The following is a 24701-nucleotide window of genomic DNA, read 5'->3' as shown; positions in this document are numbered from 1 at the left end:
TTGCGTTGCGCGGATCCGCACTCTAGCGCCTCGCGCCGTCCGCGCGAGTATTGTTTTATCTTTGTTCATGTTGTAACGTGTGGGTTATGTATCAGGCAGAGCGGCTCGATCTCATCGCGCGTGCGGTGCGCGAAGCGGGGCGTGTGTCTGTGCGCGAGCTCGCGGAACAGTTCGATATCACCACCGAAACCGTGCGCCGAGACCTCCAGGGCCTCGAGGAGGCCGGAGCACTCCAGCGCGTGCACGGCGGCGCCATCGCGGTGCGCCGCGCGAGCCTCGTCGAGCGCGGCGTGGGCGAGCGCCTCGCCGACCAGGGCGACGAGAAGAAGCGGATCGCCGAGCGTGCGGCTCACGCGATCCCGTCCCACTTCTCCGGATCTATCCTGATCGACGCGGGCACGACGACCGCGGCCCTGCTGGATCCGCTCCTCGCACGGATCGCGGGCGGATCCGTGCAGATCGTCACCAACGCCGTCGCCCACGCGGCCGCCCTCGCGGGCCGCGACGGCGTCTCGCTCACGGTGCTGGGCGGGCGGGTGCGCACCGTCACGGGCGCCGCGGTGGGCATCGAGACGGTGCGCGACATCGAGCGCCTGCGCCCCGATGTCGCCTTCATCGGCACGAACGGCTTCTCGACCGACTTCGGCCTCAGCACGCCCGACGTCGACGAGGCCGCCGTCAAGAACGCGATGGTGCGCGCCGCGCGCCGCGTCATCGTGCTCAGCGACTCGTCGAAGTTCGGCGACGAATCGCTCACCCGCTTTGCCGGCCTCGACGATATTGACGTCGTCGTGACCGACGCCGAGCCGCCCGCGGACCTCGCGGCGGCGTTCGAACTCGCAGATGCGGAGGTGTGGGTCGCATGATCGTCACACTCACCATGAACCCGGCGCTCGACCGCACGATGTCGTTGCCCGCGCCGCTCGAGGCGGGCGAGGTGCAGGCCGCCTCGGCGAGCCGCGAAGACGCCGCCGGCAAGGGCGTCAACGTCGCCCGCGTGCTCGCCGCCGCCGGCGACGACGTGCGCGCGGTGCTGCCGCTCGCACCGACGGATCCGTACGCGGTCGCCCTCGCGGCCTCCGCCGCGCTCGACGTCGTCGCGGTCCCGATCACCGGCTACGCGCGCGTGAACCTCGCGATCACCGACCCCGAGGGCACGACCACCAAGCTCAACCTGCCCGGCCCCGAGCTCTCGCACGAGGCCGCCGAGGCCCTCATCGACGCCGTCGTAGCGGCGAGCGAGGGAGCCGAGTGGCTCGCGCTCTGCGGATCCCTCCCGCCCGGCGCCGGCGACGACTTCTACGTGCGCGTCATCGACGCGGTGCGTTCGCGCGTCGAGAACCCGCCGCTGATCGCGGTCGACACCTCCGGATCCGCACTCGCCGCGACCGTCGCGGCCGGGAACCCCGACCTCATCAAGCCGAACGAGATCGAGCTCGCCGAGCTCGCGGGCGCCGACGTGCGCTCCGAGCCGGCCGCCGTCGCCGAGATCGCGCGCGCGATCGTGCCGGCGAAGGTCGGATCCGCCCTCATCACGCTCGGAGGCGACGGCGCCGTGCTCGTCACCGCCGACGCCGCGATCCACGCCACCATCCCGCCGAACATCTCGGTGCGCTCGACCGTCGGCGCGGGCGACAGCTCGCTCGCCGGCTACCTGCACGCTCACGTCGCGGGTCAGAACGACCGCGCCGCCCTCGAATCCGCGGTGCGCCACGGATCCGCAACCGCTTCCCTTCCGGGCACGCGCCTCGCGACGCCCGCCGACCTTCCGCTGGGCGAAGTCGCCCTCACGACCCTTTAAGGATCTGACCATGTCAACTATCACGCCGGCGCTCGTCAGCCTCGATGTCGAGTTGGGCGCCGATAAGGAACAGGTACTGCGCTCGCTCGCGGCACGCTTCGTGGCCGAGGGACGCGCGGGAGACGCCGACGAGCTGTTTGCCGCCGCCTGGGCGCGCGAGGAACAGGACGCGACGGGCCTGCCGGGCGGCATCGCCATCCCGCACGCCAAGACCGCGACCGTCAACCAGGCGTCGCTCGCCTTCGCCCGCCTGAAGCCGGGCGTAGACTTCGGCGGCGGCGACCTCAGCGACATCGTGTTCATGATCGCCGCGCCCGACACCGCCGCGGAGGAGCACCTCGCCGTGCTCTCGCAGCTCGCGCGCCACCTCATGGACGAAGACTTCCTCGCCGCGCTCCGCGCCGCCGCGACCGCCGACGAGGCCGTCGCGATCGTGCGCGAAGCCATCGGCGAGGGCACCGACTCGGAGGCGGCCGCCGCACCGGCCGCCTCCGTATCATCCGAGGCTGCGGCCCCGGTTTCGGGCTCGAAGAAGATCGTGGCCGTGACCGCGTGCGCGACCGGTATCGCCCACACCTACATGGCGGCCGACGGCCTGACGAAGGCCGCGAAGGACGCGGGCGTCGAGTTCCACGTCGAGCCGCAGGGATCCAGCGGCTACGAGCCCCTCGACCCGCAGATCATCGCCGACGCCGACGCCGTGATCTTCGCGGTCGACGTCGACGTTCGCGAGCCGGGCCGCTTCGGTGGCAAGCCCGTGATCCGCCGCCCTGTGAAGGCCGGCATCGAGCACGCGGCCGAGCTCATCGACCTCGCCGTCGCCGCATCGAGCGACCCGAACGCGGAACGCGTGTCGGGTTCCGCGAGCGAACCTTCGTCGGCGAAGGTCGACGAGAGCTGGGGCAAGCGGATCCAGCGCATCCTGATGACGGGCGTCAGCTACATGATCCCGTTCGTCGCGGGTGGCGGTCTGCTGATGGCCCTCGGCTTCCTGCTCGGCGGCTTCGAGATCAACGCGTCGGCGACCGACATCGTCGTGAACAACGCGCTGTGGAACCTGCCCGACGGCGGCGTCGCCGAGTACCTCGGAGCCGTCGCGTTTGCGATCGGTAATGCCTCGATGGCGTTCCTCGTGCCAGCCCTCGCCGGCTATATCGCGTTCGCGATCGCCGACCGGCCGGGTATCGCGCCCGGTTTCGTCGCCGGATCCGTCGCCCTCATCATGAGCGCGGGCTTCATCGGCGGTATCGTCGGCGGTCTGCTCGCGGGTCTCGCGGCCTGGTGGCTCGGACAGCTGAAGGTGTGGCGCTGGGTGCGCGGCCTGATGCCGGTCGTCATCATCCCGCTGCTCGGCTCGATCTTCGCGTCCGGACTGCTTCTGCTCGTGCTCGGCGCCCCGATCGCGGCGCTCATGGACCTGCTCGAGGGTGGCCTCACCAACCTCGCCGAGTCGGGCCTGCTGCCCGTCGTCGGCATCATCCTCGGCCTCATGATGTGCTTCGACCTCGGTGGCCCGATCAACAAGGTCGCCTACGCGTTCGCCGTCGCCTCGCTCGCCGATGGTTCGCCCGATAACCCGATCCCGTACTACATCATGGGCGCCGTGATGATCTCAGGTATGGTGCCGCCGCTCGGCATGGCCCTGTCGTCGACGATCCTTGCGCGTAACAAGTACACGGCAGCCGAGCGCCAGAACGGTATCGCGGCGTGGCCGATGGGCCTCGCCTTCATCTCGGAGGGCGCCATCCCGTTCGCCGCCGCCGACCCGCTGCGCGTCATCCCGGCGTCGATGGCCGGTGGCGCCGTGACCGGATTCCTCACGATGCTGTTCCACGTCGGATCCCAGGCGCCGCACGGCGGTCTGTTCGTCGCCTTCGCGATCAGCCCCATCTGGGGCTTCCTCGTCGCGCTCGTCGCGGGCACGATCGTCACGGGCGTGCTCATCAGCCTCCTGAAGAAGAAGGTCGTGGCGTAAGGCTACTCTTTCGGCGGGCGCTCACCCTCGGGGTGGGCGCCCGCTTTGCGTTGGGGCGCTTCCGGTCGCGCAGGGCCGATTTCTCGAACGGTCGAGTTAGGTGCTGGCTCCGGTTTGGGAATCTGCTGTATCTGGGTTCGGGAAGAGCAGATTCTCGAACGGGAACGTCCTAGGGGTCTGTTCCGGTTCTGGAATCTGCTGTTGCTGAGCTCGGCAAGAGCAGATATCCAGACTTGAATGCGCGGCTGTGGATAACTTCTGCGCGGAAATCGTGTCTGCGGCAGGGTTAGGGGATGGGCGCGCGAATCTCACTGCCGACAGAGCTGGGACCATGGTTCTCCGTGGGCGAAGCACTCGGGGCGGGAGTCGGTGCCGGGCGGCTGCGTGGCGCCGACCTGGAGCAGCCGTTCCACGGCGCGCGTGCGCTGCCGCGCACCAACGTCGACACGGATCCGTGGGCCGCGCTCCGCGCGGAGATGATCTGGCTTGCGCGCGCATACGCGCCGCTCCTCCGCGACGACCAGTTCTTCAGCCACGAAACGGCCGCCGCGATCTGGGGTGCGCCGATGTATGCGAGCGGACCTGTCGTGCTTCATGTTTCCGTGATGGGCACGGGCGTCATGCCGCAGCGCCGCGGGGTGCAGGGGCATCGAGCGCAGCCCGTGGCGACGACGACGCGCGTGATTGATGGTCTTCGAGTGGCATCGTTCGCCACGATGTGGGCGATGCTCGGAACGGACCACTCGCGGGATCAGCTCGTCGCGGTTGGCGACTTCGGGTGTCGTGTCTGGCGCGAAGGAATCGGGCGGCCGGATCCGGGGCGCGCTCCGATTACGACGCTCGAGCAACTCGAGGCGGCAATGAATGCGATCCGGCGGCGCGGAATCTCGCGGCTTCGCCAGGCGCATCCGCTAATTCGCACCGATGCGTGGTCGCCGCGAGAGACGAAGACCCGGCTCATTCTGGTTGACGATGGTCTGCCTGAACCTGAGCTCAACCGCGACGTTTTTGACGAGTTCGGTGGGTTCCTCGGCTGCGTCGACTTGGCATATCCGGAGTACAAGGTGGCAGTCGAGTACCAGGGGCAGCTCCACGGAGAACAATACGCGAGGGACCTCGAACGCATTGAGCGCCTGCGCGCTGCCGGGTGGACTGTGATCCAGGTGAGCTCGGATACCCTGCGCTACCCGAACGTGGTGACCCGCCGGGTCTTCGAGGCTCTGTTGGCGCGGGGCTGGCGCCCCAACCGCTAGTTCAGGTTCGACAATCTGCTCTTCCGAAGAGCAGGAAGAGCAGTTTCTCGAACCGGAGTTGCGGTCCCGTCGCTTAGGTTCGGAAATCTGCTGTTCCTCGCCGAGGGAAGAGCAGATATTCAAACGGGAACGACGAGGGCCCTCCCGCGAGGGAGGGCCCTCACCGTAGGCCTACGCCAGGGCGGCCTTCGCGCTGGTCGTGCGGCGGAGGGTCGTGGCGATCACCGTGATCATGACCGCCAGCACGGCCCAGACGATGAGCGCGGCGACCGAGGAAGCCGCGCTGCCGCCCGTGATCGGGGCAAGCAGGGCCGAGATCGCGGGGGCCGTCGGGAGGACTCCCGCCGCCGACACGAGGTAGGCCGGCGCCGTCGAGATGATGCTGACGGCGACCGCGAGGGCACCCGCAATGGCCGCGAGCCAGCGTCCGATCCCGCCCAGCACGGCGGCGAGGGCCTGGTGGATCGCCGCGAACGCGACGCCGACGAGGGCCGAGATGCCGATGAGCGCGAGCGAAGATCCAGAGGAGTAGGCGCCGACCCACACAAGGATCCCGCCGACGAGCACGCCCTGTACGAGCCCGATGAGCCCACCCGGAAGGAACGAGCGCAGCGCGAGCGCGACCGATGAGCGGCGCGACGTGAGCGCGTGCGCGGTGACGGGGCGCAGCGCGAGGAAGGTCGCGAGTCCGCCGAACCACAGCACGATCGCCGCGAGCAGCGGGATCGCCGAGTCGCCGAACAGCGACAGCGAGTTCTCGGTCGCGACCGGCGCGCGCACCGTCGCGGCGAGCGAGGTCGCCTCGTCGTCGGTGAAGCTCGGCAGCTGATCGACGGCGGTTCCGAGACCGTCGCCGAGTTCCGTCGCGCCGTCGCCGAGCTGGCCGATGCCGTCGCCGAGGTCGTCGGCTCCGTCGGCGAGCTGCGTGGCGCCGTCGACGAGGGCGGCGGATCCGGTGCCCGCGGCGGTCGCGCCGTCGGCCAGCTGCTCGATGCCGTCGGCGAGCGAGTAGGTGCCGACGAGAGCCTGCGAGGCGCCGTCGGCGAGCTGGGACGCGCCGCCGCCGAGCTCGGTCGCTCCGGCCGCGAGCTGCGTCGCGCCGTTCACGAGGGCCGGGGCGTTGTCGGCGAGCTGGCCGGCGCCGTCCGCGAGCTGAGATGCTCCAGGTGACAGCTGCGAGATGCCGTCGGCGAGGGCCGTGGATCCGTCGGCGAGCTGCGATGCACCGGGCTTGAGCTGCGCGAGTCCGTCGGAGAGCTGGGTCGCGCCGTCGCTCAGCGCCGAGACGCCCGGCGCCAGCTCCGCGGCGCCGTCGGCGAGGTCGGTCGCGCCGTCTGCGACCTGCTTCGCGCCGTCGGTCAGCGGGCTGATGCCGTCGGCGAGGGCGGCGGATCCGGTGACGAGCTGGTCGAGGCCGCCCGTCAGCTGGGTGGCGCCGTCCGACAACGAAGATGCGCCATCCGACAGCGACGACGCACCGTCGGCCAGCGAAGAGGCGCCGTCGGCCAGCGAGGAAGCGCCGTCGGCGAGCGGGCCGACGCTACCGGCGAGGGTCGCGGATCCGTCGGCGAGGTCGCGGGCGCCCGGAGCCAGCTGGCCGAGGCCGCCCGAGAGCTGGTTCGCTCCGTCGGCGAGGCTGGTGGCGCCAGGGACGAGGTCGGCGATCCCGCCCGAGAGCGAGGCCGCGCCGTTCGCCGCCTGACGCGCGCCGTCGGCGAGGGGCGTGATGCCCGCCGCACCGTCGGCGTTCTGGCGCGCCGCGGCCGCGAGCGCCGCGATCTGGTCGCAATCCGCCGAGCATGTCGCCGCATACGCCTCGAGCGCGTCGGCGAGCTGCGAGGTTCCCGACACGAGGCCCGTGAGCTGGTCGAGGCCGTCGGCGACGGATCCGGTGCCCGCCGCAAGCTGCGAGGCGCCGTCCTGCAGGCCGGACGCGCCGGACGACAGCGCGTTCGCGCCGTCGGCGAGCTGCGAGGCGCCGGGAACGAGCTGGTCGAGGCCGTCGGCGAGCTGCGAGGCGCCGTCGGAGAGCGAGGCGGTGCCGTCGGTGAACTGGGTGATGCCGTCGGCGAGGTCGGTCGCGCCGCTCGACAGCTGAGAGGCGCCGCCCGCGAGGTCGGTGGCGCCGGTCGAGACCTGCGCGGCGCCGTCTGCGAGGGGAGCGGCCCCCTCGGCCAGGGCCGAGGTGCCGTCGGCGAGGTCGTTCGCGCCGCCGCTCAGCGCAACGAGGCCATCGGAAACCTGGGTCGCGCCGTCGGCGAGCGACGAGGTGCCGTCGACGAGTGGGGTGACCCCGTCGTTCAGCTGCGAGGCGCCGTCCGCGAGGTCCGAGGCCCCCGAGGCCAGCGCGGTGACGCCGTCGGAAACCTGCGAGGCCCCGTCGGCGAGCGACGCGGATCCGGGGGCGAGCTGCGAGACGCCGTCCGAGAGCTGGGTCGCGCCGTCCGAGAGCTGCGTGACGCCGCCGGCGAATTCGCCGAGCCCGCTCGAGAGCGTCGTGGCGCCGTCGGCCAGGGCCAGCGCGCCGTCCGAGAGCGCGGACGCGCCGTCGGCGAGCTGGCCGTTTCCGTCGGCGAGCAGCAGCGCGCCGTCGTGCGCGCTGTACGCACCCGACGCGAGCTGCAGGATCCCGTCGCCGAGCTCGCCCGCGCCGTCGCCGAGCGCGGTCGCGCCGTCGGCGAGCGACGCGGCGCCGTCCTGCGCGGATCCAGCGCCGTCGGCGAGCTGGTTCGCGCCGTCGGCCGCGTCGCCCAGCTGGGTGCCGAGGTCGGTGAAGCTGACGAACACGTTCTCGAGCGTCGCCTCCGAGAGCGTCGCGCTCATGGTGTCGGACGCGATCGACGAGATCTGCTGCATGATCGCCTGATCGAAGATGCGCGCGTCGTCGGATGTCGAGACCTGGATCGTCGCCTGCTCGGGCGTCGCGTCGCCCTGGATCGCGTTCGCCGAGCTCATCGCGGCGTCGCTGAATCCCTTGGGGATCGTGATGACGGCCTCGTAGGTGCCGTCGTCGATGCCTTCCGATGCGTCGTCCTCGTTCGAGAGGACCCAATCGATGTTGCTATCGGCGTCGTCGGATCCCTCGACGAGACCCGCCGCGAGCTGGCGGCCGAGCGGCGCGAGCTGCCCGTCGATCTCGGTGCCCTCGTCGAGGTTGACGATGGCGGCCGACATGTTTTCGAGCCGGTCGGTCGGGTTGTTGAGCGCCGCGACGAGCACCCCGCCGAGGAGGGCGGGGAGCAGCGCGACGCCGCCGATGGTCAGCCAGGTGACGGGGCGGCGGGTGCCGGCGCGTTCGATGGACGTGGTCATGCGATCACCTCGGAGAGCTGTGCGAGATCGAGAATCGTGATGTCGGTGCGGCCCGCGTCGCGGGCGAGCGTTGCGGCGGCGTCGGCGTCCGCGGCCGCGAGCACGAGCGTCGACGGACCCGCGAGCTCGGCGGCGGCCTGGTCGGCGAGCGACCGGGGGAGGAGATCGGCGCCGTCGATCGCGACGATGTCGGATCCGCGGGCGGCCTCGCGGATCGCGGGCAGCGGATCCGGTTCGCTCGCGAGCATAGCGACGCCGACGTGGCTGCGCACCCACGCTCCGCGGCCGGGGAGCAGGTGCCCCGCGACGCGCAGCCGGCTGCCCTCGTCGGGGGCGATCCGACCAGCGATCGCGAGCAGCACGCCTCGGGCGGCGCGCGGATCCGACGACGTGATCACGAGGGCGCCGCCCGGCTCGACGGAGGCGGAGACGCCCTCGACGATCCGCTCCTCGTCGATCGAGATCGCGAGGTCCTCCGCCGAGATGACGGCGGTGGATCCGGCGTCCGGCCAGTCGGCGAGCTTGTCTTCGCGCTCGACGGCCTCGCCCTCGACGTCGAAGCGGGGGAGGATCCGGTCGAGCCACTTGGGCATCCACCAGGCGTGCTTGCCGAGGAGGGCCATGACCGCGGGGACGAGCGTCATGCGCACGACGAAGGCGTCGACCGCGATGCCGACCGCGAGGGCCAGGGCGATGGGCTTGATGCTGCTATCGCCCTCGGGCACGAAGGCCGCGAACACGGCGAACATGATGACGGCGGCGGCGGTGACGACGCGGGCGCTCGCGGCGTATCCGCTTCTGACCGCGTCGCGGGCGGCGTCGTGCGTATTCGACCGGGCGTGCACGAAGTCCTCGCGCATGCGCGAGACGAGGAACACCTCGTAGTCCATTGCGAGGCCGAAGAGCACGCCCATGACCACGATCGGCATGAAGGCGATGACGGGGCCGGTCTTCGGAACGTTGAGGAGATCGGCGCCCCAGCCCCACTCGAACACCATCGTGACGACGCCGAACGCGGCGAGGATCGACAGCAGGTAGCCGAGGGCGGCCTTGATCGGCACCCAGACCGAGCGGAAGACGACCATGAGCAGGATCACGCTGAGGCCGACGACGAAGATGCCGAACGGCAGGAGCGCCTGGCCGAGCTTCGCCGACACGTCGATCGCGACGGCCGTGAAGCCCGTGACCGTCAGGTCGATGCCGAACTCGTCGAGCCACTCGTCGTGGTGGTCGCGCAGCTCGTGGACGAGGGCGGTCGTCTCTGGATCCGAGGGGCCGGTCTCCGGAATGATCTGGACGATGCCGGTGTCGGCGGTCTCGTTCGGGGTCGCGAGCGCGACGGTCTTCACGCCGTCGATCTTCTCGACCTCGGCGGCGAGGTCGTCCATGAGGGCGAGTGGGTCGGTGCTCGTGATGATGGTTCCGGTGAGGATGAGCGGGCCGTTGAAGCCGTCGCCGAAGTGCTCGCCCGTGAGGTCGTATGCCTGGCGGGCCTCGGTCTCCTCCGGCAGGGTTCCGGCGTTCGGCAACGCGAGGCCGAGCTGCAGCGCGGGGAGGGCGACGGCCGAGAGGCCGACGACGATCGACACCGTCGTGACGACGGGGTGCTTCGTGACCATGCCGACCCAGCGGCTGGCGAACGACTTCTTCTGCTTCTTCACCTTGGGTACGCGGCCCGCGGCGCGGTTCTTCGCGAAGCCGAGGAATGCGGGCGTGAGCGTCAGCGCGATCGCCACCGCGACGGCCACCGCGACGGCGGCCGCGATGCCCATGACGGTGAGGAACGGGATCCCCGCGAGCCCCAGACCGATGAGCGCGATCAGCACCGTCACGCCCGCGAAGACGACGGCGGATCCGGCGGTGCCGGTCGCTCGCGCGGCCGCGTCTTCCGGATCCACACCCGCGCGCACCTGGTCTTGGTGGCGCGCCGCGATGAAGAGGGCGTAGTCGATGCCGACGGCAAGGCCGAGCATCAGAGCGAGGAGGGGCGTCGTGGCCGAGACATCGGTGAACGCGGTCGCGGCGACGACGCCGAGGAGCGAGACACCAACGCCGATCAGGGCGACGGCGAGGGGGAGGCCCGCCATGACGAACGAGCGGAAGGTGACGATGAGCACTAGCAGCGCGATGAGCACGCCGACGGCCTCGGTCGGGCTGATCGCGGGGAGCTCGGTGGCGTACAGATCGCCGCCGAGCTTGACGACGGATCCATCGGGCAGCTCGTCGGCAAGGGCGTGGACGCGGTCGGTGATTGCGTCTTTCACCTCGTCGCTGATCGTCGTCGACTGGCCGTCTAGCTGGAGCTGCACGATCGCCGCGCTGTCGTCGTCGGAGATCAGGCCGTCGACCGTGTCGCCGTAGGGCGAGGTCGCGTTCGACATGTCTTCGTAGTCGGCGAACTCGTCGACCGCGGCCTCGATGGGCTCGCGGTAGTCGGCGTCTTCGACGCTGTCGCCGTCGGCCGCGACGACGATGAACTGCGCCGCTGTGCCGGAGACCTGGGGGAAGGTGCGGGCGAGCTGTTCGAGGCCATCTTGCGCCTCGGTTCCGGGGATCGAGATGGAGTTGTCAAAGCCCTTATTGAGGCCGAGGGCCCCACCGCCCATCACGAGCAGGATCAGGAGCCATGAGCCGAGGACGCGCCAGGGGTGGCGGTACGACCACCGGCCAAGCGAGGACAGCAGGGTAGACACGAATGGGCCTCCGAGAAGTTCGATACAGATGTGTATCCAATACAGAAGTGTATCGTAGGTGTGGTGGGTATGAATGAATCACAGGTTTCCCCCAAGGTTCGGGGCCGCGAGGCGACGCGGGCAAAGCTGCTCGACGCCGCGGGCGAGGTGTTCGCCGAGGTCGGCCTCGGCGAGGCGTCCGTCGAGCGCATCTGCGAGCGCGCGGGCTTCACCCGCGGCGCCTTTTACTCGAACTTCGCCTCGAAGGACGAGATGTTCATCGAGCTCGCAACGCTCGTCGCGCGTGAGCGCGTCGACGCCGTGCGCTCACGCATCGACGAGATCGCGATCGACTGCGACGCGACCGACGTCACCGTCATCATCCGCGCGCTCGACGTCTTCGGCGATGACCGCGCCTCGGCCATGCTCATGAGCGAGATCACCATCCACGCGATGCGCGACGCCGATTTCGCCGCCGCCTACTCGGTGCAGATCGACGCCGTCACGGCCGAGGTCGTGCAGCTCATCGACGAGATCGTCGAGGCGAAGGGGCTCCGCCTCAAGCTGCCCGCCGACGACGCCGCCCGCATCATCGTCGGCGTCTGGAGTGACAGCTCGGTGCGCGCCGCCATCGCCAACCTCGAGCCCGAGCAGCTCGCGGCGCAGCGCACGCGCGAGCTGAGCCAGATCGTGGATCTGTTGATCGTGAGGTAGGGCGCCCGCGGGGCGCCCCGCGGGGCCGCGCCGCGCCCCGCGCCCCGCGCCCCGCGAAAGTATAGGAATTACGCGAACGCCTACGTTATTTCGTAGTCGTTCGGCTAAATCTTGTACGTTCGTGCAGCCTGGTAGCAGGCGGTGATCCGCGACTCCCACCACGCGCGGCGCTCGGGGGAGACCTTGTGCTCGTCGAGGAGCTCCTCGTCCGGGACCACCCGGCGGACGTCGATCTCGCCGCCGCGCGGGAGAAGCGGATCCGCCGTCACATCCGCCGTCAGGAGCGCCGCGGTTCCGAGGCCGCAGTCGTGGGCGAGGCCCGGCAGGGAGGCCGCGAGGTGCGCGCCCTGCGAGAGGCCAATGCTCGTGTCGATCGCCGACGAGACGACGGCCGGCAGCCCCGCCTGTTCCACGATGTCGAGCGCTCGCCGCACGCCGCCGAGCGGCTGCGCCTTCACGATGATGAGGTCGGCGGCGCCCGCGCGGGCGACCCGCAGCGGATCCTCCGCCTTCCGCACCGACTCGTCGGCCGCGATCGGGATGTCCCACTTCTTCAGCCGCGACCGCAGTTCCGCGAGCTCCTCGACGCTCGCGCACGGCTGCTCCGCGTACTCGAGGTCGAACTCGCTGAGGGCGTGGAGCGCCCGTTCCGCCTCGTCGACGTTCCAGCCCATGTTCGCGTCGATGCGGAGCCGGCCCTCGGGGCCCATCGCGGCGCGGACGGCCGCGACGCGGGCGACGTCGTCGGCGAGCGACTGGCCGCGCTCGGCGACCTTCACCTTTGCGGTGCGGCAGGATCCGTATCGGGCGAGGATCGTCGGCACGCGCTCGGCGTCGACCGCCGGGACGGTGGCGTTGACGCCGATGCTGGTGCGATGCGTCGTGGGCTGCGGCTCGTAGGCGAAGTCGATCGCCGCGGCGAGCCAGGTGCGGGCCTCGGCGGGCTCGTACTCGAGGAACGGCGAGAACTCCGCCCACCCCTCGGGCCCCTCGAACAGAGCCGCCTCGCGGTGGTCGACGCCCCGGAACCTCGTCGCGAGGGGGAGTGCGACAACGTGTAGGTTCTCGAGGATCTCAGCGAGCGGCGGCATGTTCCCATCATGCCCCTCCCCACCCCGCCGTACACAACGACGCAAATTTTGGGTGTCCTGGGGAGGGAAACCGGTGTCTCGACGGCGTGAGGCAAATATTTGCGTCGTTGTGTACGGGGGAGGTGCGTGACAGGGGCCGGGCGTAGGCTTCAGGGGTGACTTCCGCTGTTTCCGACCTGTTTGATCCCGCCGAATGGGCGCTCGCGCCCGAGGCCGACGCCTACACCGACATCACCTCGCATGTCTCGAACGACGGGCGCATCGCGCGCATCGCGTTCAACCGACCCGAGGTCCGCAACGCCTTCCGGCCGCGCACCGTCGATGAGCTGTACCGCGCCCTCGAGATCGCGCGCACGGATCCGCGGATCGGCTGTGTGTTGCTCACCGGAAACGGGCCGAGCCCGAAGGACGGCGGCTGGGCGTTCTGCTCGGGCGGTGACCAGCGGATCCGCGGCCGCGATGGCTACAAGTACTCCGAAGACGAGGCGACCGTGAGTGACCCCGCTCGCGCCGGGCGCCTGCACATCCTCGAGGTGCAGCGGCTTATCCGTTTCATGCCGAAGGTCGTCATCGCGGTCGTTCCGGGGTGGGCGGCCGGCGGCGGGCACTCGCTCCACGCGGTGTGCGATCTCACGATCGCGTCGCGCGAGCACGGCAAGTTCAAGCAGACCGACGCCGACGTCGGGTCGTTTGACGCCGGGTACGGATCCGCCTATTACGCGAAGCAGATCGGCCAGAAGTTTGCGCGCGAGGTGTTCTTCCTCGCGGAGGAATACTCGGCGCAGCGCGCCTACGACATGGGCGCCGTGAACCGCGTCGTCGCGCACGAGGAACTCGAGCGGGAGGCGATCGCCATGGCGCGCACGATCCTCACGAAGTCGCCGACGGCGATCCGCATGCTGAAGTACGCGTTCAACGCGACGGACGACGGCATGGTCGGCCTGCAGATGTTCGCGGGCGAGACGACGCGCCTCGCCTACGGAACCGACGAGGCCGTCGAGGGCCGCGACTCGTTCCTCGAGAAGCGCGACCCCGACTGGTCGGGCTTCCCGTACCACTTCTAATTCGCGAGGTAATTCCTCACTTCCCCGCGCCCCCTGCAATTCTCCGTCGCGTCGTATGCGAATTGCAGATGACGCGACGGAGAATTGCAGAGTTGTTGGGAAGGGAGCGCAGTCATGAGGCTTGAGCGGCTCGAGAGCGACGACCCGCGCGACCTGCTTCGCGCGCTCCGCGGCGCGGTGCTCGGATCCGGTCCGGCGATCGCCGTCGGATCCGCGGGCGAGCTCCCGACGCAGGTCCCGCCGGGCACGGCCGTTGTGCTCACGACGAGCGGATCCACCGGCGTTCCGAAGTCGGTCGCGCTCTCGCGCTCGGCGCTGACGGCGTCGGCGATGGCGACGGCCGCGCGCATCGGCGAGGGCCAGTGGCTGCTTCCGCTGTCGGGCGGCTACATCGCCGGGGTGCAGGTGATGGTGCGAGCGCTGGTGTCGGGGCGCGAGCCCGCGATCGTCGCCGGCAAGTTCACGGCCGAGGCCTTCACGCATGCCGCAAGCGGCATGCGATCCTTCGCCGAAGGTATGCCAGTTGCGACATATACCTCGCTCGTGCCCGCGCAGCTGCAGACGCTCGTCGACGCGGGCGAGCAGGATCCGCGGGTTGCGCGGGCGCTCGCGTCGTTCCACACCATCCTCGTGGGCGGGCAGCGGCTCGCGGATCCGCTTCGCGAGCGCGCGATCGCGCTCGGCGCGCACCCCGTGCGCACCTACGGATCCACCGAAACGAGCGGCGGGTGCGTCTACGACGGCGTGCCGCTCGACGGCACCACCGTGCGGCTCGTCGACGGCGAGCTGTGGATCAACGGGCCGAGCCTCGCCGACGGCTACCTCGGCGACCCGGCACGCACGGCCGACACCTTCGTGACCGACGCGGAGGGCCTGCGCTGGTACCGCACGGGCGACGCCGGATCCCTCGAGGGTCGCGTCGTGAGCGTCACGGGACGCATCGACAACGTGATCATCTCGGGCGGCGTGAACGTGTCGCTCGACCGCGTCGAGGCCGTGGTGCAACAGCTCATCGACGACGCTGTCGTCGTGGGCGTGCCCCACGAGCGATGGGGCGAGACCCCCGTGATCGTAACGGCGGTGGGCGGAGACCTCGAGGCCGCGCGCGCCGCCGTCGAGCGCGAGATCGGCAAGCCCGCGCGCCCGGATCGCATCCTCCGCGTGGCCGAGCTGCCGCGCCTCGCGAGCGGGAAGCCCGACCGCCGGGCGATCCGGGCCCTCGCGGCAGGCTAAAACTGCAATTCTCCGCGCGGTCATCTGCGAATCGCAGATGACGCCGCGGAGAATTGCAGAGCCCGCGGAGAATTGCAGAGTTGGGGGCCTGACAGCGCCCCCGCGTACGATGGTCGCTCGTGGCGAAGAATTATGGACACGTCAGCGGCAACCCCGCTAAGCGCGGCACGACGGCGCACCCCGCGGCCTCCCCGGTCACCCTCGGCGACTGGATCGGCGCGGCGCGGCTGCGCACGCTGCCGCTCGCGATCACGCCGGTGCTCATCGGATCCGGTGCCGCGGTGCTGGCCGACGCAGACCGCAAGTTCCACTGGGTCATCGCGCTGGCGTGCCTCGCCGTCGCGGTGTTCCTGCAGATCGGCGTGAACTTCTCGAACGACTACTCCGACGGCATCAAGGGCACCGACGACTTCCGCGTCGGCCCGGCCCGCCTGACGGCGTCGGGACGGATCCCCGCGAAGCAGGTGCTCTACGTCGCGCTCGCGTTCTTCGGGCTCGCGGCGATCGCGGGGCTGGCGATCGTGATCCGCACGGGGCAGTGGTGGATGCTCGCGGTCGGCGCAATCTGCATCGTCGCGGCCTGGTTCTACACCGGCGGCAAGCGCCCCTACGGCTATAACGCCCTGGGCGAGGTCTTCGTCTTCATCTTCTTCGGCCTCGTCGCGACCCTCGGCACGACCTGGGTGCAGGCGCTCTACCTGCCGCAGGAGGCCTGGTTCGGCGCCGTCGCGGCGGGCTTCTTCGCCTGCGCCGTACTGCTCGCCAACAACCTCCGCGACATCGATCAGGACAAGGCGGCCGGCAAGCGCACGCTGTCGACCTTCATCGGTCGCCTCGGCACGAAGATCCTCTTCACGATCTTCATCGTGGCGCCGTTCGTGATCGCCGGCTACCTCGCGCTGTTCTACCCGATCGCCTGGCTCACGGGCTTCGCGCTGTTGCTCGCAGGCCCCGCGCTCGCGATCGTCTGGACCCACAAGACTCCGCGCGAACTCATCACGGCGCTGGCGCTCACCTCGCTGAGCTCGCCCGTCTACGGCATCTTCCTCGCCTGGGCATTCCTGGGCTGATACGGAAAACGGCGCCAGCGAGGCACATCCCTGCTCCAGTCGCGCAAACGGCGCTTCCCCGACCTCGGGAAGCGCCGTTTGCGCGACGTGAATCGGCGCTACTCGTCCTGAGCAGCTTCGTTCGCCTCGTTCTCGATCTCTTCGTCGACCTCGCGGGCCGTCTTGGTCTTGCGGTTCTGCTGTCGCTCGTAGAGATCCGCGCTCATCTGGGCGCGGGTCTTCTGCAGGAAGAGCACCGAGAGGGCGATGCCGATGAACGCCGCGAAGATCACCGCGAGCCACCACATATTGCGGAATGCGGGGAAGAGCATCATCACTCCGAGCGGCACGAGGAAGAAGGCCAGGCGGAGGATGGTGTACGTCAGGAGCGAGCGGATCTTCACCCGCCCATCGTAGAGAGCGCTCCTACGAATCTGCTATCAGTGTCCACACGACAAGCGGGATGAGACAATCGACTGGTGAGAGAGCTCCTCGGTCTTCGCCGCCGCGACAAGGTCGCCCCGGTTTCGCGCTTCGGCGCATCGCGTTCGGTCGTGCCGGTATCGCGCATGTCCACCGTCGACTTGATCGTCGCTGAGCTCCGCAAGGCCATCCTCGCGGGCGACCTCGCCGTGGGCGAGCCCCTCCGCGAGGTCGAGATCGCGTCGCAGCTGGGCGTGAGCCGCGGCCCGCTCCGCGAGGCCGCGCAGCGCATCGTGCAGGAGGGCCTGCTCGTGTCGATCCCCGGTCGCGGCCTGCGCGTGCGGCGGATCCCCGCGGAAGAGGTTCCGGATCTCTACGAGTCGCGCCTCGCGATCGAGGCCCACGCCGCGCGCCGCCTGGCGCAGCGCCCGAACGCCGTCGAGACGGCCGAGCTCGAGGCCTGCCTCGCTCGCCTCGTCGCGGTGAGCGCGGGGGACGAGGCAGTGCCGATCGGCGACGCCGACATCGCCTTCCACCGCCAGCTCGTCGACCTCGTCGGCAGCGCCCGCATGTCCAAGCGCATCGACACGCTCCTCGCCGAGACGCGCATCGCGAACCTCTCGACGCAGGACGGCTACGCGATGCCGCGCGAGGTCTCGCACACCTACCGCGAGCTCATCGACGCGATCGTCGCCGGCCACGGCGAGGTTGCGGCCGACGCGCTCTCGCGCCAGTTCGAGGCGGCGATCGCGCGACTGACCGGCGTCGACGACTCGACCGAGACGATCGAGTCACCCATCGGCACCGAGACGGCCTCCTTCGCGCGCATCGAACCGGTTGAGTAGAGGCATAGCGCCGCGGCCTAGACTGGGGTCGTGGGACGCCTTCTGATACCTCTCGTTCTGATCGCCCTGGCTTTCTGGGTCGTCAGTTTCGTCGACTGCGCCATGCAGCCGCCGACCCGCCACCGCGGCGCGTCGAAGAAGGTCTGGATCCTCATCACGATCATCCCGGTGATCGGTGGCCTGCTCTGGTGGACGATCGGTCGCGCGAAGCCCGGCCAGATCCCGCAGGTGGGCGCGCCCATCCCGCCCGACGACGACCCGAGCTTCGAACAGCGCATGGCCGAAGACCGGATCCGCAAGCTGGAAGACGAGATCGCCCTCCTCGACATGGAGGAGGCGTTCAACATGCCCGACGCCGAGAAGCCCGACGTCGATGATCCCGATACCGATGACCGCAAGTAGCGACGCGGCCTGCGAGATTCTCGACAGGCTCGTCGCGCGCGGCGTCCGCCACGTCATCGTCAGCCCCGGATCCCGTTCGCAGGCGCTCGCGCTCGCGGCCGCCGAGCTCGAACGGCAGGGGCGGATCCGGTTGCACGTGCGGCTCGACGAGCGCGTCGCGGGCTTTACCGCGCTCGGCATCGGGCGCGAATCGCGCGTGCCCGCCGCGGTGATCTGCACCTCCGGATCCGCCGTCGCGAACCTGCTGCCCGCGGCGCTCGAGGCGCACCACGCGGGCGTTCCGATGATCCTGCTCACCGCCGATCGCCCACCCGAGCTGCGCGGTGTCGGCGCCAATCAGACGACCCACCAGGTGGGCCTCTTCGGCGAGGCCGCACCGTTCTCGGTCGACGCCCCCGTGCCGGACGGCGCCGCACACGGCTACGGCGAGCTCGCCGACCGGGCCTTCGAGGCCGCGCGCGGCGGATCCGTCGCGCACCTCAACCTGCCCTTCCGCGAGCCGCTCGCGGGCGAGCTTCCCGAGTGGTTCGTGGCCGGCGGATCCGCCCCCATCGCGAGCGACCCCGTCGCGCCGCGCGCGCACGCGCTGGGGCGCGGGCCGCGCACCGTCGTCGTCGCGGGCGCCGACGCGGGCCCGCGCGCCGCGCACCTCGCGGAGCGCGGCGGCTGGCCGCTGCTCGCGGAGATCGTGAGCGGATCCCGCCACGGCGCGACCGTCGTGCGAGGTTATCGGGCGGGGCTCGCGGATCCGAACCTCGGCGGCCGCATCGAGCGCGTCGTCGTCGTCGGGCACCCGACGCTCGGGCGCGAGATCACGCGGCTGCTACGCCGCGACGACGTCGAGATAATCGCGATCCAGGCGAGCGACGAGGCACTGAACCTCAACGGATCGACGCTCGCGGTGCGCGACGTCGACGTCGAGACCGGAATCCCCATGGACTCGGAGTGGCTCGCCCTTTGGCGCGACCTGCCCGCGCCCGCCGGGGTGGATCCGGAGCGAGCCGCGCTCGTCGACGCCGTCTGGCGGGCGACGGGGGAGGGCGACCGCATCGTGTTCGGATCCAGCCGCCTTGTGCGCGTCGCCGACGACGTGCTCTGGGGGCGCGCGCACGTGCACGCCAATCGCGGGCTCGCCGGCATCGACGGCACCCTCGCGACCGCCATGGGCGTGCAGCTCGCGGCCGACGACGGCGTGACGCGCGTGATCGTGGGCGACCTCGCGTTCCTCTACGACGCGGGCGCGCTGCTGCGATCCGGATCCGAGGAGCGGCCTGCCGTGCAGATCGTCGTCGGCAACGACGGCGGCGGCACGATCTTCGACGGCCTCGAGGTGGCGCAGGTGGCGTCGCGCGAGGCGATGGATCGGGTGCAGCTGACGCCGCAGCACGCCGACATCGCGGGTCTCGCCGGGGCGTATGGGTGGGAGTATGTGCGCGCGGACACCGCCGCCGAGCTCGACGCGGCGCTGCGTGGTGGGGCCTGTGTGGTCGAGGTGCGGTTGGGGCGGTAGGACTCTCGTCGTGAGTCTCGGAGAAATCACGAGACTCGGAGGTTTTCGCCACATTCGTCCGAGCCTCGTGATTTCTCCGAGTTCTGTGGCGGGGCGCGGCGGACTACGGCGGCCAGCGCCGCGCGGTAAGCGTATTCCGCGCGATGCGGCAGGATAGACCCATGACCTCGCCCCGCACCATCGTGCTCGCCCCCGACAGCCTCAAGGGATCCGCGACCGCCGCCGACGCCGCCGTCGCGATCGCCGAGGGCTGGGTACGCACCGCGCCCACCGACACCTTCGTGTTCCGCCCCATGGCCGATGGCGGCGAGGGCACGCTCGACGCGTTCGAGAAGGCCGTTCCGGGCGCGCAGCGCATGGCGGTGCGCGTCACCGGGCCCGCCGGATCCGCCGTCACGACCTCGTGGCTGAAGCTACCCGCGACCGATGAGCTTCCCGGCGGCACGGGGGTCGTCGAGATCGCGAGCACGTCGGGAATCGAGCTGCTGGGCGACGAGCGCCGCCCCTTCGACGCGTCGACCCTGGGCTTCGGCCAGGCGATTGCCGCGGCGCTGAATGCCGGCGTCTCGCGTCTGGTGCTGGGCATCGGATCCAGCGCCTCGACCGACGGCGGCACCGGCATGCTCACCGCCCTTGGCGCGCGGTTCTTCAACGACTTCGGCGCCTCGATCGCGCCCGGAGCCGCGGGGCTCGACGAGATCGCGAGCGTCGACCTGTCTGCGCTCAAGGCGCTACCGGCCGGTGGCGTGCAGGTGCTGAGCGACGTGACGAATCCGCTGCGCGGCGACAAGGGTGCGGCCGCGATCTTCGGACCCCAGAAGGGGCTCGACGAGGCCGGGATCCAGCGCGCCGATGCGGGCCTCGGACGCCTCGTCGCCGCGACCGGGCGCCCCGAGCTCGCCGAGCTACCGGGCGCGGGCGCCGCGGGCGGCACCGGATTCGGACTGCTGCTGTGGGGCGCCGATCTCGTTCCCGGATCCGCCGCGATCGCCGAGCTTACCGGCCTCGCCGCCGACATCGCGGGCGCCGACCTCGTCATCACGGGCGAGGGCCGCTACGACGGACAGTCGGAAGCCGGCAAGGCCCCCGCGCACGTCGCGCAGCTCGCGCGCGCGGCCGGGGTTCCCGTCGCGCTCGTCGCGGGCGCGATCGAGGCCGACGCGTCGGGCTTCGCGGCCTCCGCGTCGCTCACCGAGCTCGCCGGATCCACGGCCGCGGCGCTCGCGGATCCGCTGCGCTGGCTCCGCGACGCGGGCGAGCAGCTCGCCCGCTAAAGCGCCCCAACTGGGACACGCGTCGAGGCGTGTCCCACTTTGTGTGGGAATGGGCCCGTGATTCCCGCACGAACTGGGACATGCTTCGTAGCGTGTCCCACTTGTGGCGGGAATGGCGCCGTGATTCCCGCACGAACTGGGACATGCCTCAGAGGTCGAGGGCTGCGAGCACGTCGAACCAGGGGCGGGTCGTCGCCTCGTTGAACGGGGCGACGCGGTCGGTGACCTTCTGCTTCAGCTCCTGCGTCACGGCCTCGAGGCGGTTGACGACGTGCAGGGGATACCCGTACTCGACGCGGTGTTCGTCCCACTCGTCCTCGTCGTCGATGTAGATGCCGCGCTGATCCGTACGCCGCACGACGTCGAGATCCATGTCGATCGCGGTCGGCAGCTCATCGTCCCATCGCACGTCCCACGCGACGTCGATGTAGATGCGAGTGCGCTGCGGCGGCGCGTTGACGGTCAGCAGCCATTCGGCGCCGTGGTCACTGCCGGGTTCGGGATCCGGGAGGAGCATCACGCAGCTCGTCTTGAGCAACGTGTCGCGGCCGGGACGGTGGCTGCGCCAACCGGGGCGCTGTCCAAACCACGCACCCCACTCGTCGCGACCGAGGTACACGACTTCGTGAACCCAGTGCGGTGCGCCGTCCCATTTTCGCCAATGTATGTGCGTCCGGGTGCCGGGGCGGATCGAGGTACTCATTACTCGACCCTAAATCTCTGAACGCCTCACAGGCGGAATGACAGTGCCCATCCATAGGATCGTTATTGTGACCGAACCGCTCACATTGCCGCGCCTCGTCGCCACGACGCGCGAGATTAGCCCCGTCGATGCCCTCGAGTTTGCGGATCCCGCGAACCCGCTCGTCTGGACCCGAAACGGCGATATCCTCGTCGCGGCCGGGCCCGATCTGCTGCACATCGACGTCGGCGAGGAGGGGCGCATCGCCGCCATCGCCGATCTGTGGCGCGCCTTCAGCCAGACCGCCGACGTCTTCGACGAGGTCGAACTTCCCGGATCCGGTCTCGTCGCCTTCGCGGCCCTCGCCTTCGACGACACGTCCGCGGCGCCGTCGACGCTCGTCATTCCGACGACCGTCATCGGCCGCCGCGGCGACCGCGCGTGGATGACGCGGATCCGCCTCATGGAGCGCCCCGACGACATCGCCGAGCCCGGCCCGATCGCATTCGGGCCGTCGTGGTCGGCGTCGCTCGGCCCCGGTGCGATGGATCCGGAAGCGCACGAGGGCGCGGTGCGGCGCGCGCTCGAGATCATCGGATCCGGCGCAGCGCAGAAGATCGTCGTCGCGCGCGACGTCGTCGGCACGGTGCCGGCGAACGCCGACATCCGGCGCCTCGTGCGCGCGCTCGCCGAGGAATACACCGACACGTGGACCTTCGCGGTCGACGGGATCGTCGGCGCGAGCCCCGAGACCCTCGTCACCGTGCGCGGCGGCGTCGTGTCGGCGCGGGTGCTCGCGGGAACGCGCGGCCGCGGGGCTCACGCGAGCGACGACGAGGCCATCACGGCCGAGCTGCGCTCGAGCGAGAAGGATCGCAATGAGCACCGCTTCGCCGTCGACAGCGTGCTCGAGGCGCTGCGTTCGCACACGACCTCGCTCGAGGCGGGCGACGCCTTCGCGCTCGAGCTGCCGAACCTCTGGCACCTCGCAACCGACGTGCGCGGCGAGCTCGACGGCGGGGCCTCGGCCCTCGACCTCGTGCGGTCGCTGCACCCGACGGCCGCGGTGGCGGGAACCCCGACGGATCGTGCCGTCGAGGCGATCCGCGAGATTGAGCCGTTCGACCGCGGGCGCTACTCGGGCCCTGTCGGATGGATCGACGGTAACGGCGACGGCGAGTTCGCCATCGCGCTGCGCTGCGCCCAGTTCGGGGCGCCTGACCAGGGCGCGACGCGCACGGTCGAGGCGCACGCCGGCGGCGGCATCGTTGAGGGATCCGTGGCCGAGGCCGAGTTGCTCGAGACCCGCGTGAAGTTCCGCCCCATCGTCGACGCCCTCGCGTAGCCCGCGCCGGCCCCGCGGGCCCCACACCCCGCGGCCCCGCCCGCCGCCCCACTCCCGCGGCCCCGCCACGCCCGCGAGATCGCACCTTTTTCGCGAGATCGCATCGAATTCAGTGCGATCTCGCGAAAAGAGTGCGATCTCGCGGACCGGAGCGGCAGAGAAGAGTGCGATCTCGCGGAAGGGCGGATCCGGACCGCGGATCCGCGCCGGTTCGGGGCACCCTCAAGGATCCCCCGCGTAGACTCGTTGGGTGACCTCGCAGCGGGCCGATCTGGCCAAGGATCCGAAGACTGTCAGCGGCATGTTCGACCTCGTGGCGGAACGGTATGACTTTACGAATATCGCCATGACGTTCGGGCTCGACGCCGTCTGGCGTCGCGCGACGACTCGTGCCGTGAATCCGCAGCCGGGGGAGAAGATCCTCGACCTGGCCGCCGGCACCTGCCGTTCGTCGGCCTCGCTCGCCGCGAGCGGCGCCCAGGTGGTCGCGGCCGACTTCTCGCCGGGCATGCTGGCGCAGGGCAAGAAGCGTTTCGGCAACGTGCGCGGCCTGAGCTTCGTCGAGGCCGACGCGATGAACCTGCCCTTCGCCGACGGCGAGTTCGACGCCGTCACGATGTCGTATGGCCTGCGCAACGTGCAGCAGCCGAAGGTCGCGCTCGCAGAGCTGCGTCGCGTGACGAAGCCGGGCGGACGCATCGTCATCAACGAGTTCTCGACGCCGCCGAACCGCGTCTTCCGCGCGCTTTACCGCTTCTACAACAACGAGATCCTGCCACGCGTCGCGCGGCTCGTCGGGTCAAACGGCGAGGCGTACGACTACCTGAACGAGTCGATCCAGGCGTGGCCGGCCCAGAAGGAGCTGGCGGCATGGATGCGCGAGGCGGGCTGGTCTGAGACCGAATACCGTAACCTCGCGTTCGGAATTGTGGCTCTGCACCGTGCTACACGCGGTGCCGATAGGGTGGAGAAGTGACTACGAGCCCCGTTTCCCCGGGCACGCAGCTGGCGAGCCGTTTCGGTCTGAGCGACCGCGTTTTCGCTGGGCGTGCGGCAAAGCGTCTCGCCGCCACGATCGAAGAGGGCCTCGAGACCGTCGAAGCGGCGATCGCGGAGGAGCTCGGCGCGGCGGATCCGTTGGTCGACGCCATGAGCCGTTACCTCTACGAGGCGGGCGGCAAGCGCGTGCGCCCGATGCTCGTGATGCTCACGGCGCAGCTGGGTGAGGGAATCACGCCGGCGGTGCGCGATGTGGCCGTCGCGCTCGAGCTGATGCACCTCGGGTCGCTGTACCACGACGACGTCATGGACGGCGCCGACCGTCGCCGCGGGGTTCCCGCCGCGCACCGGGTGTGGGATAACTCCACCGCGATCCTCACGGGCGACCTGCTTCTCGCCCGCGCAAGCCGCGTCATGGGCCGCCACGGCGACGTCGCGGTCGACCTGCAGTCGGAGACCTTCGAGCGCCTCGTGATGGGCCAGCTCCACGAGACTGTCGGAGCGGGCGAAGACGACGACCCGATCGAGTTCTACATCCAGGTGCTCGCCGACAAGACCGGATCCTTGATCGCGGCAGCCGCGCAGTCCGGCGCGTTCTTCGCGGGAGCGGGCGACGAGTACCGCGAGCCGCTGCGCGTCTACGGCGAGAAGGTGGGCGTCGCCTTCCAGCTCGCCGACGACGTCATCGACCTGTCGGCGAACGCCGAGGCGACCGGCAAGGTGCCCGGCACCGACCTGCGCGCCGGCGTCGTGACGATGCCGTACCTGCTCCTGAAGGCGAGCGACAAGCCCGCCGACGTCGATCTCGCACGCCGCATCGACGAGGGCGCCGAGGCGATCCGCCAGGGCGCGGATCCGTCGGTTCTCGATCGCGAGATCACCGAGCTCCGCGACCACGACGTCACGGCGCGCACGCAGCAGCTCGCGCTCGACTGGACGAACGAGGCCGTCGACGCGCTCAAGGTGCTCCCGCGCGGCAACGTTCGCGAGGCGCTCACCCGATTTGCTCGTCAGCTCGCCGACCGCGACGCCTGACCCACCCGTACCAGAAGGATCC

Annotated in this window: 20 protein-coding genes; 15 read left to right on the top strand and 5 right to left on the bottom strand. The window is 70.5% G+C overall.

Features of this window, described 5'->3' with window-relative positions; all coding sequences use genetic code 11:
* The first annotated feature begins 86 nt into the window (after nucleotides 1-86).
* From DTO57_RS10330 to DTO57_RS10315, 4 genes are all read left to right on the top strand, one after another.
* A complete protein-coding gene (locus DTO57_RS10330) occupies nucleotides 87-866 on the top strand; it encodes a DeoR/GlpR family DNA-binding transcription regulator (protein WP_114118151.1) in 780 nt (259 codons plus the stop codon).
* Nucleotides 863-1801 carry a 1-phosphofructokinase family hexose kinase gene (locus tag DTO57_RS10325; RefSeq protein ID WP_114118150.1) on the top strand — a complete coding sequence of 313 codons (939 nt, stop codon included), beginning with the start codon at nucleotides 863-865 and terminating at the stop codon, nucleotides 1799-1801. Before DTO57_RS10330 ends, DTO57_RS10325 begins: the two co-directional genes overlap by 4 nt.
* A 10-nt stretch (nucleotides 1802-1811) precedes the next feature.
* Nucleotides 1812-3776 carry a PTS fructose transporter subunit IIABC gene (locus DTO57_RS10320; protein ID WP_114118149.1) on the top strand — a complete coding sequence of 655 codons (1965 nt, stop codon included), beginning with the start codon at nucleotides 1812-1814 and terminating at the stop codon, nucleotides 3774-3776.
* Between the two features lie 341 nt (nucleotides 3777-4117).
* Nucleotides 4118-5029, top strand: coding sequence for an endonuclease domain-containing protein (locus DTO57_RS10315; RefSeq protein ID WP_162785738.1), 912 nt, complete (start codon nucleotides 4118-4120; stop codon nucleotides 5027-5029).
* A gap of 171 nt (nucleotides 5030-5200) precedes the next feature.
* Here DTO57_RS10315 and DTO57_RS10310 read toward each other — a convergent pair whose 3' ends face one another.
* Together DTO57_RS10310 and DTO57_RS10305 are read right to left on the bottom strand one after the other, a co-directional pair.
* Complete coding sequence (locus DTO57_RS10310; RefSeq protein ID WP_114118147.1) at nucleotides 5201-8341, bottom strand: YhgE/Pip family protein; 3141 nt, start codon at nucleotides 8339-8341, stop codon at nucleotides 5201-5203.
* The gene (locus tag DTO57_RS10305) at nucleotides 8338-11034 is read right to left on the bottom strand and encodes an MMPL family transporter (protein ID WP_114118146.1); all 2697 of its coding nucleotides are present in this window, start codon (nucleotides 11032-11034) and stop codon (nucleotides 8338-8340) included. Before DTO57_RS10305 ends, DTO57_RS10310 begins: the two co-directional genes overlap by 4 nt.
* 69 nt (nucleotides 11035-11103) lie before the next feature.
* Between DTO57_RS10305 and DTO57_RS10300 the strand changes: the two genes are divergently transcribed.
* Entirely contained in the window at nucleotides 11104-11727 is a 624-nt protein-coding gene (locus DTO57_RS10300; RefSeq protein ID WP_114118145.1) for a TetR/AcrR family transcriptional regulator, read from the top strand.
* Nucleotides 11728-11831: 104 nt separating this feature from the next.
* On the opposite strand, the gene DTO57_RS10295 is transcribed toward DTO57_RS10300, so the two are convergent.
* Nucleotides 11832-12818, bottom strand: a complete 987-nt coding sequence (locus DTO57_RS10295) for an o-succinylbenzoate synthase (RefSeq protein ID WP_114118144.1) — start codon at nucleotides 12816-12818, stop codon at nucleotides 11832-11834.
* 155 nt (nucleotides 12819-12973) lie between these two features.
* Between DTO57_RS10295 and DTO57_RS10290 the strand changes: the two genes are divergently transcribed.
* The 3 genes from DTO57_RS10290 (at nucleotide 12974) to DTO57_RS10280 (ending at nucleotide 16185) form a co-directional block, all read left to right on the top strand.
* Nucleotides 12974-13882 carry a 1,4-dihydroxy-2-naphthoyl-CoA synthase gene (locus DTO57_RS10290; protein ID WP_114118143.1) on the top strand — a complete coding sequence of 303 codons (909 nt, stop codon included), beginning with the start codon at nucleotides 12974-12976 and terminating at the stop codon, nucleotides 13880-13882.
* A gap of 114 nt (nucleotides 13883-13996) precedes the next feature.
* Nucleotides 13997-15115: an AMP-binding protein gene (locus DTO57_RS10285; protein ID WP_114118142.1), complete on the top strand. Its 1119-nt coding sequence runs from the start codon at nucleotides 13997-13999 to the stop codon at nucleotides 15113-15115.
* Between the two features lie 119 nt (nucleotides 15116-15234).
* Nucleotides 15235-16185, top strand: a complete 951-nt coding sequence (locus tag DTO57_RS10280; protein ID WP_114118141.1) for a 1,4-dihydroxy-2-naphthoate polyprenyltransferase — start codon at nucleotides 15235-15237, stop codon at nucleotides 16183-16185.
* Between the two features lie 98 nt (nucleotides 16186-16283).
* Here DTO57_RS10280 and DTO57_RS10275 read toward each other — a convergent pair whose 3' ends face one another.
* Entirely contained in the window at nucleotides 16284-16568 is a 285-nt protein-coding gene (locus DTO57_RS10275; RefSeq protein WP_162785737.1) for a DUF4229 domain-containing protein, read from the bottom strand.
* Between the two features lie 75 nt (nucleotides 16569-16643).
* On the opposite strand from DTO57_RS10275, the gene DTO57_RS10270 reads away from it, so the two are divergent.
* From DTO57_RS10270 to DTO57_RS10255, 4 genes are all read left to right on the top strand, one after another.
* Nucleotides 16644-17432: a GntR family transcriptional regulator gene (locus DTO57_RS10270; protein WP_114118139.1), complete on the top strand. Its 789-nt coding sequence runs from the start codon at nucleotides 16644-16646 to the stop codon at nucleotides 17430-17432.
* Nucleotides 17433-17462: 30 nt separating this feature from the next.
* Nucleotides 17463-17834 carry a PLD nuclease N-terminal domain-containing protein gene (locus DTO57_RS10265; protein ID WP_114118138.1) on the top strand — a complete coding sequence of 124 codons (372 nt, stop codon included), beginning with the start codon at nucleotides 17463-17465 and terminating at the stop codon, nucleotides 17832-17834.
* Complete coding sequence (gene menD, locus DTO57_RS10260; RefSeq protein WP_114118137.1) at nucleotides 17821-19344, top strand: 2-succinyl-5-enolpyruvyl-6-hydroxy-3-cyclohexene-1-carboxylic-acid synthase; 1524 nt, start codon at nucleotides 17821-17823, stop codon at nucleotides 19342-19344. Before DTO57_RS10265 ends, menD begins: the two co-directional genes overlap by 14 nt.
* A 161-nt stretch (nucleotides 19345-19505) precedes the next feature.
* Complete coding sequence (locus tag DTO57_RS10255) at nucleotides 19506-20618, top strand: glycerate kinase (protein WP_114118136.1); 1113 nt, start codon at nucleotides 19506-19508, stop codon at nucleotides 20616-20618.
* Nucleotides 20619-20766: 148 nt separating this feature from the next.
* Here DTO57_RS10255 and DTO57_RS10250 read toward each other — a convergent pair whose 3' ends face one another.
* On the bottom strand, nucleotides 20767-21321 hold the full coding sequence (locus tag DTO57_RS10250; RefSeq protein WP_114118135.1) for a DUF402 domain-containing protein: 555 nt from the start codon (nucleotides 21319-21321) through the stop codon (nucleotides 20767-20769).
* 64 nt (nucleotides 21322-21385) lie between these two features.
* On the opposite strand from DTO57_RS10250, the gene DTO57_RS10245 reads away from it, so the two are divergent.
* The 3 genes from DTO57_RS10245 (at nucleotide 21386) to DTO57_RS10235 (ending at nucleotide 24679) form a co-directional block, all read left to right on the top strand.
* Nucleotides 21386-22645 (top strand): isochorismate synthase, encoded by a 1260-nt coding sequence (locus tag DTO57_RS10245; protein WP_114118367.1) that lies wholly within the window; start codon nucleotides 21386-21388, stop codon nucleotides 22643-22645.
* Nucleotides 22646-22895: 250 nt separating this feature from the next.
* A complete protein-coding gene (gene ubiE / locus DTO57_RS10240) occupies nucleotides 22896-23621 on the top strand; it encodes a bifunctional demethylmenaquinone methyltransferase/2-methoxy-6-polyprenyl-1,4-benzoquinol methylase UbiE (protein WP_114118134.1) in 726 nt (241 codons plus the stop codon).
* Entirely contained in the window at nucleotides 23618-24679 is a 1062-nt protein-coding gene (locus DTO57_RS10235) for a polyprenyl synthetase family protein (RefSeq protein ID WP_114118133.1), read from the top strand. The genes ubiE and DTO57_RS10235 overlap by 4 nt, the downstream gene beginning before the upstream one ends.
* Nucleotides 24680-24701 lie beyond the last annotated feature (22 nt).

Source organism: Microbacterium sorbitolivorans (genome assembly GCF_003327285.1).
Lineage (GTDB): Bacteria > Actinomycetota > Actinomycetes > Actinomycetales > Microbacteriaceae > Microbacterium > Microbacterium sorbitolivorans.
The sequence above is the reverse complement of the archived record's forward strand: the minus strand, read 5'-3'. Positions and strand labels throughout refer to the sequence as shown.

Excerpts from the sequence above, each read along its gene's own strand:
- DTO57_RS10330 (WP_114118151.1), top strand. The coding sequence starts at position 87 with ATGTATCAGGCAGAGCGGCTCGATCTCATCGCGCGTGCGGTGCGCGAA.
- DTO57_RS10325 (WP_114118150.1), top strand. The coding sequence starts at position 863 with ATGATCGTCACACTCACCATGAACCCGGCGCTCGACCGCACGATGTCG.
- DTO57_RS10320 (WP_114118149.1), top strand. The coding sequence starts at position 1,812 with ATGTCAACTATCACGCCGGCGCTCGTCAGCCTCGATGTCGAGTTGGGC.
- DTO57_RS10310 (WP_114118147.1), bottom strand. The coding sequence starts at position 8,341 with ATGACCACGTCCATCGAACGCGCCGGCACCCGCCGCCCCGTCACCTGG.
- DTO57_RS10300 (WP_114118145.1), top strand. The coding sequence starts at position 11,104 with ATGAATGAATCACAGGTTTCCCCCAAGGTTCGGGGCCGCGAGGCGACG.
- DTO57_RS10295 (WP_114118144.1), bottom strand. The coding sequence starts at position 12,818 with ATGCCGCCGCTCGCTGAGATCCTCGAGAACCTACACGTTGTCGCACTC.
- DTO57_RS10285 (WP_114118142.1), top strand. The coding sequence starts at position 13,997 with ATGAGGCTTGAGCGGCTCGAGAGCGACGACCCGCGCGACCTGCTTCGC.
- menD (WP_114118137.1), top strand. The coding sequence starts at position 17,821 with ATGACCGCAAGTAGCGACGCGGCCTGCGAGATTCTCGACAGGCTCGTC.
- DTO57_RS10255 (WP_114118136.1), top strand. The coding sequence starts at position 19,506 with ATGACCTCGCCCCGCACCATCGTGCTCGCCCCCGACAGCCTCAAGGGA.
- DTO57_RS10250 (WP_114118135.1), bottom strand. The coding sequence starts at position 21,321 with ATGAGTACCTCGATCCGCCCCGGCACCCGGACGCACATACATTGGCGA.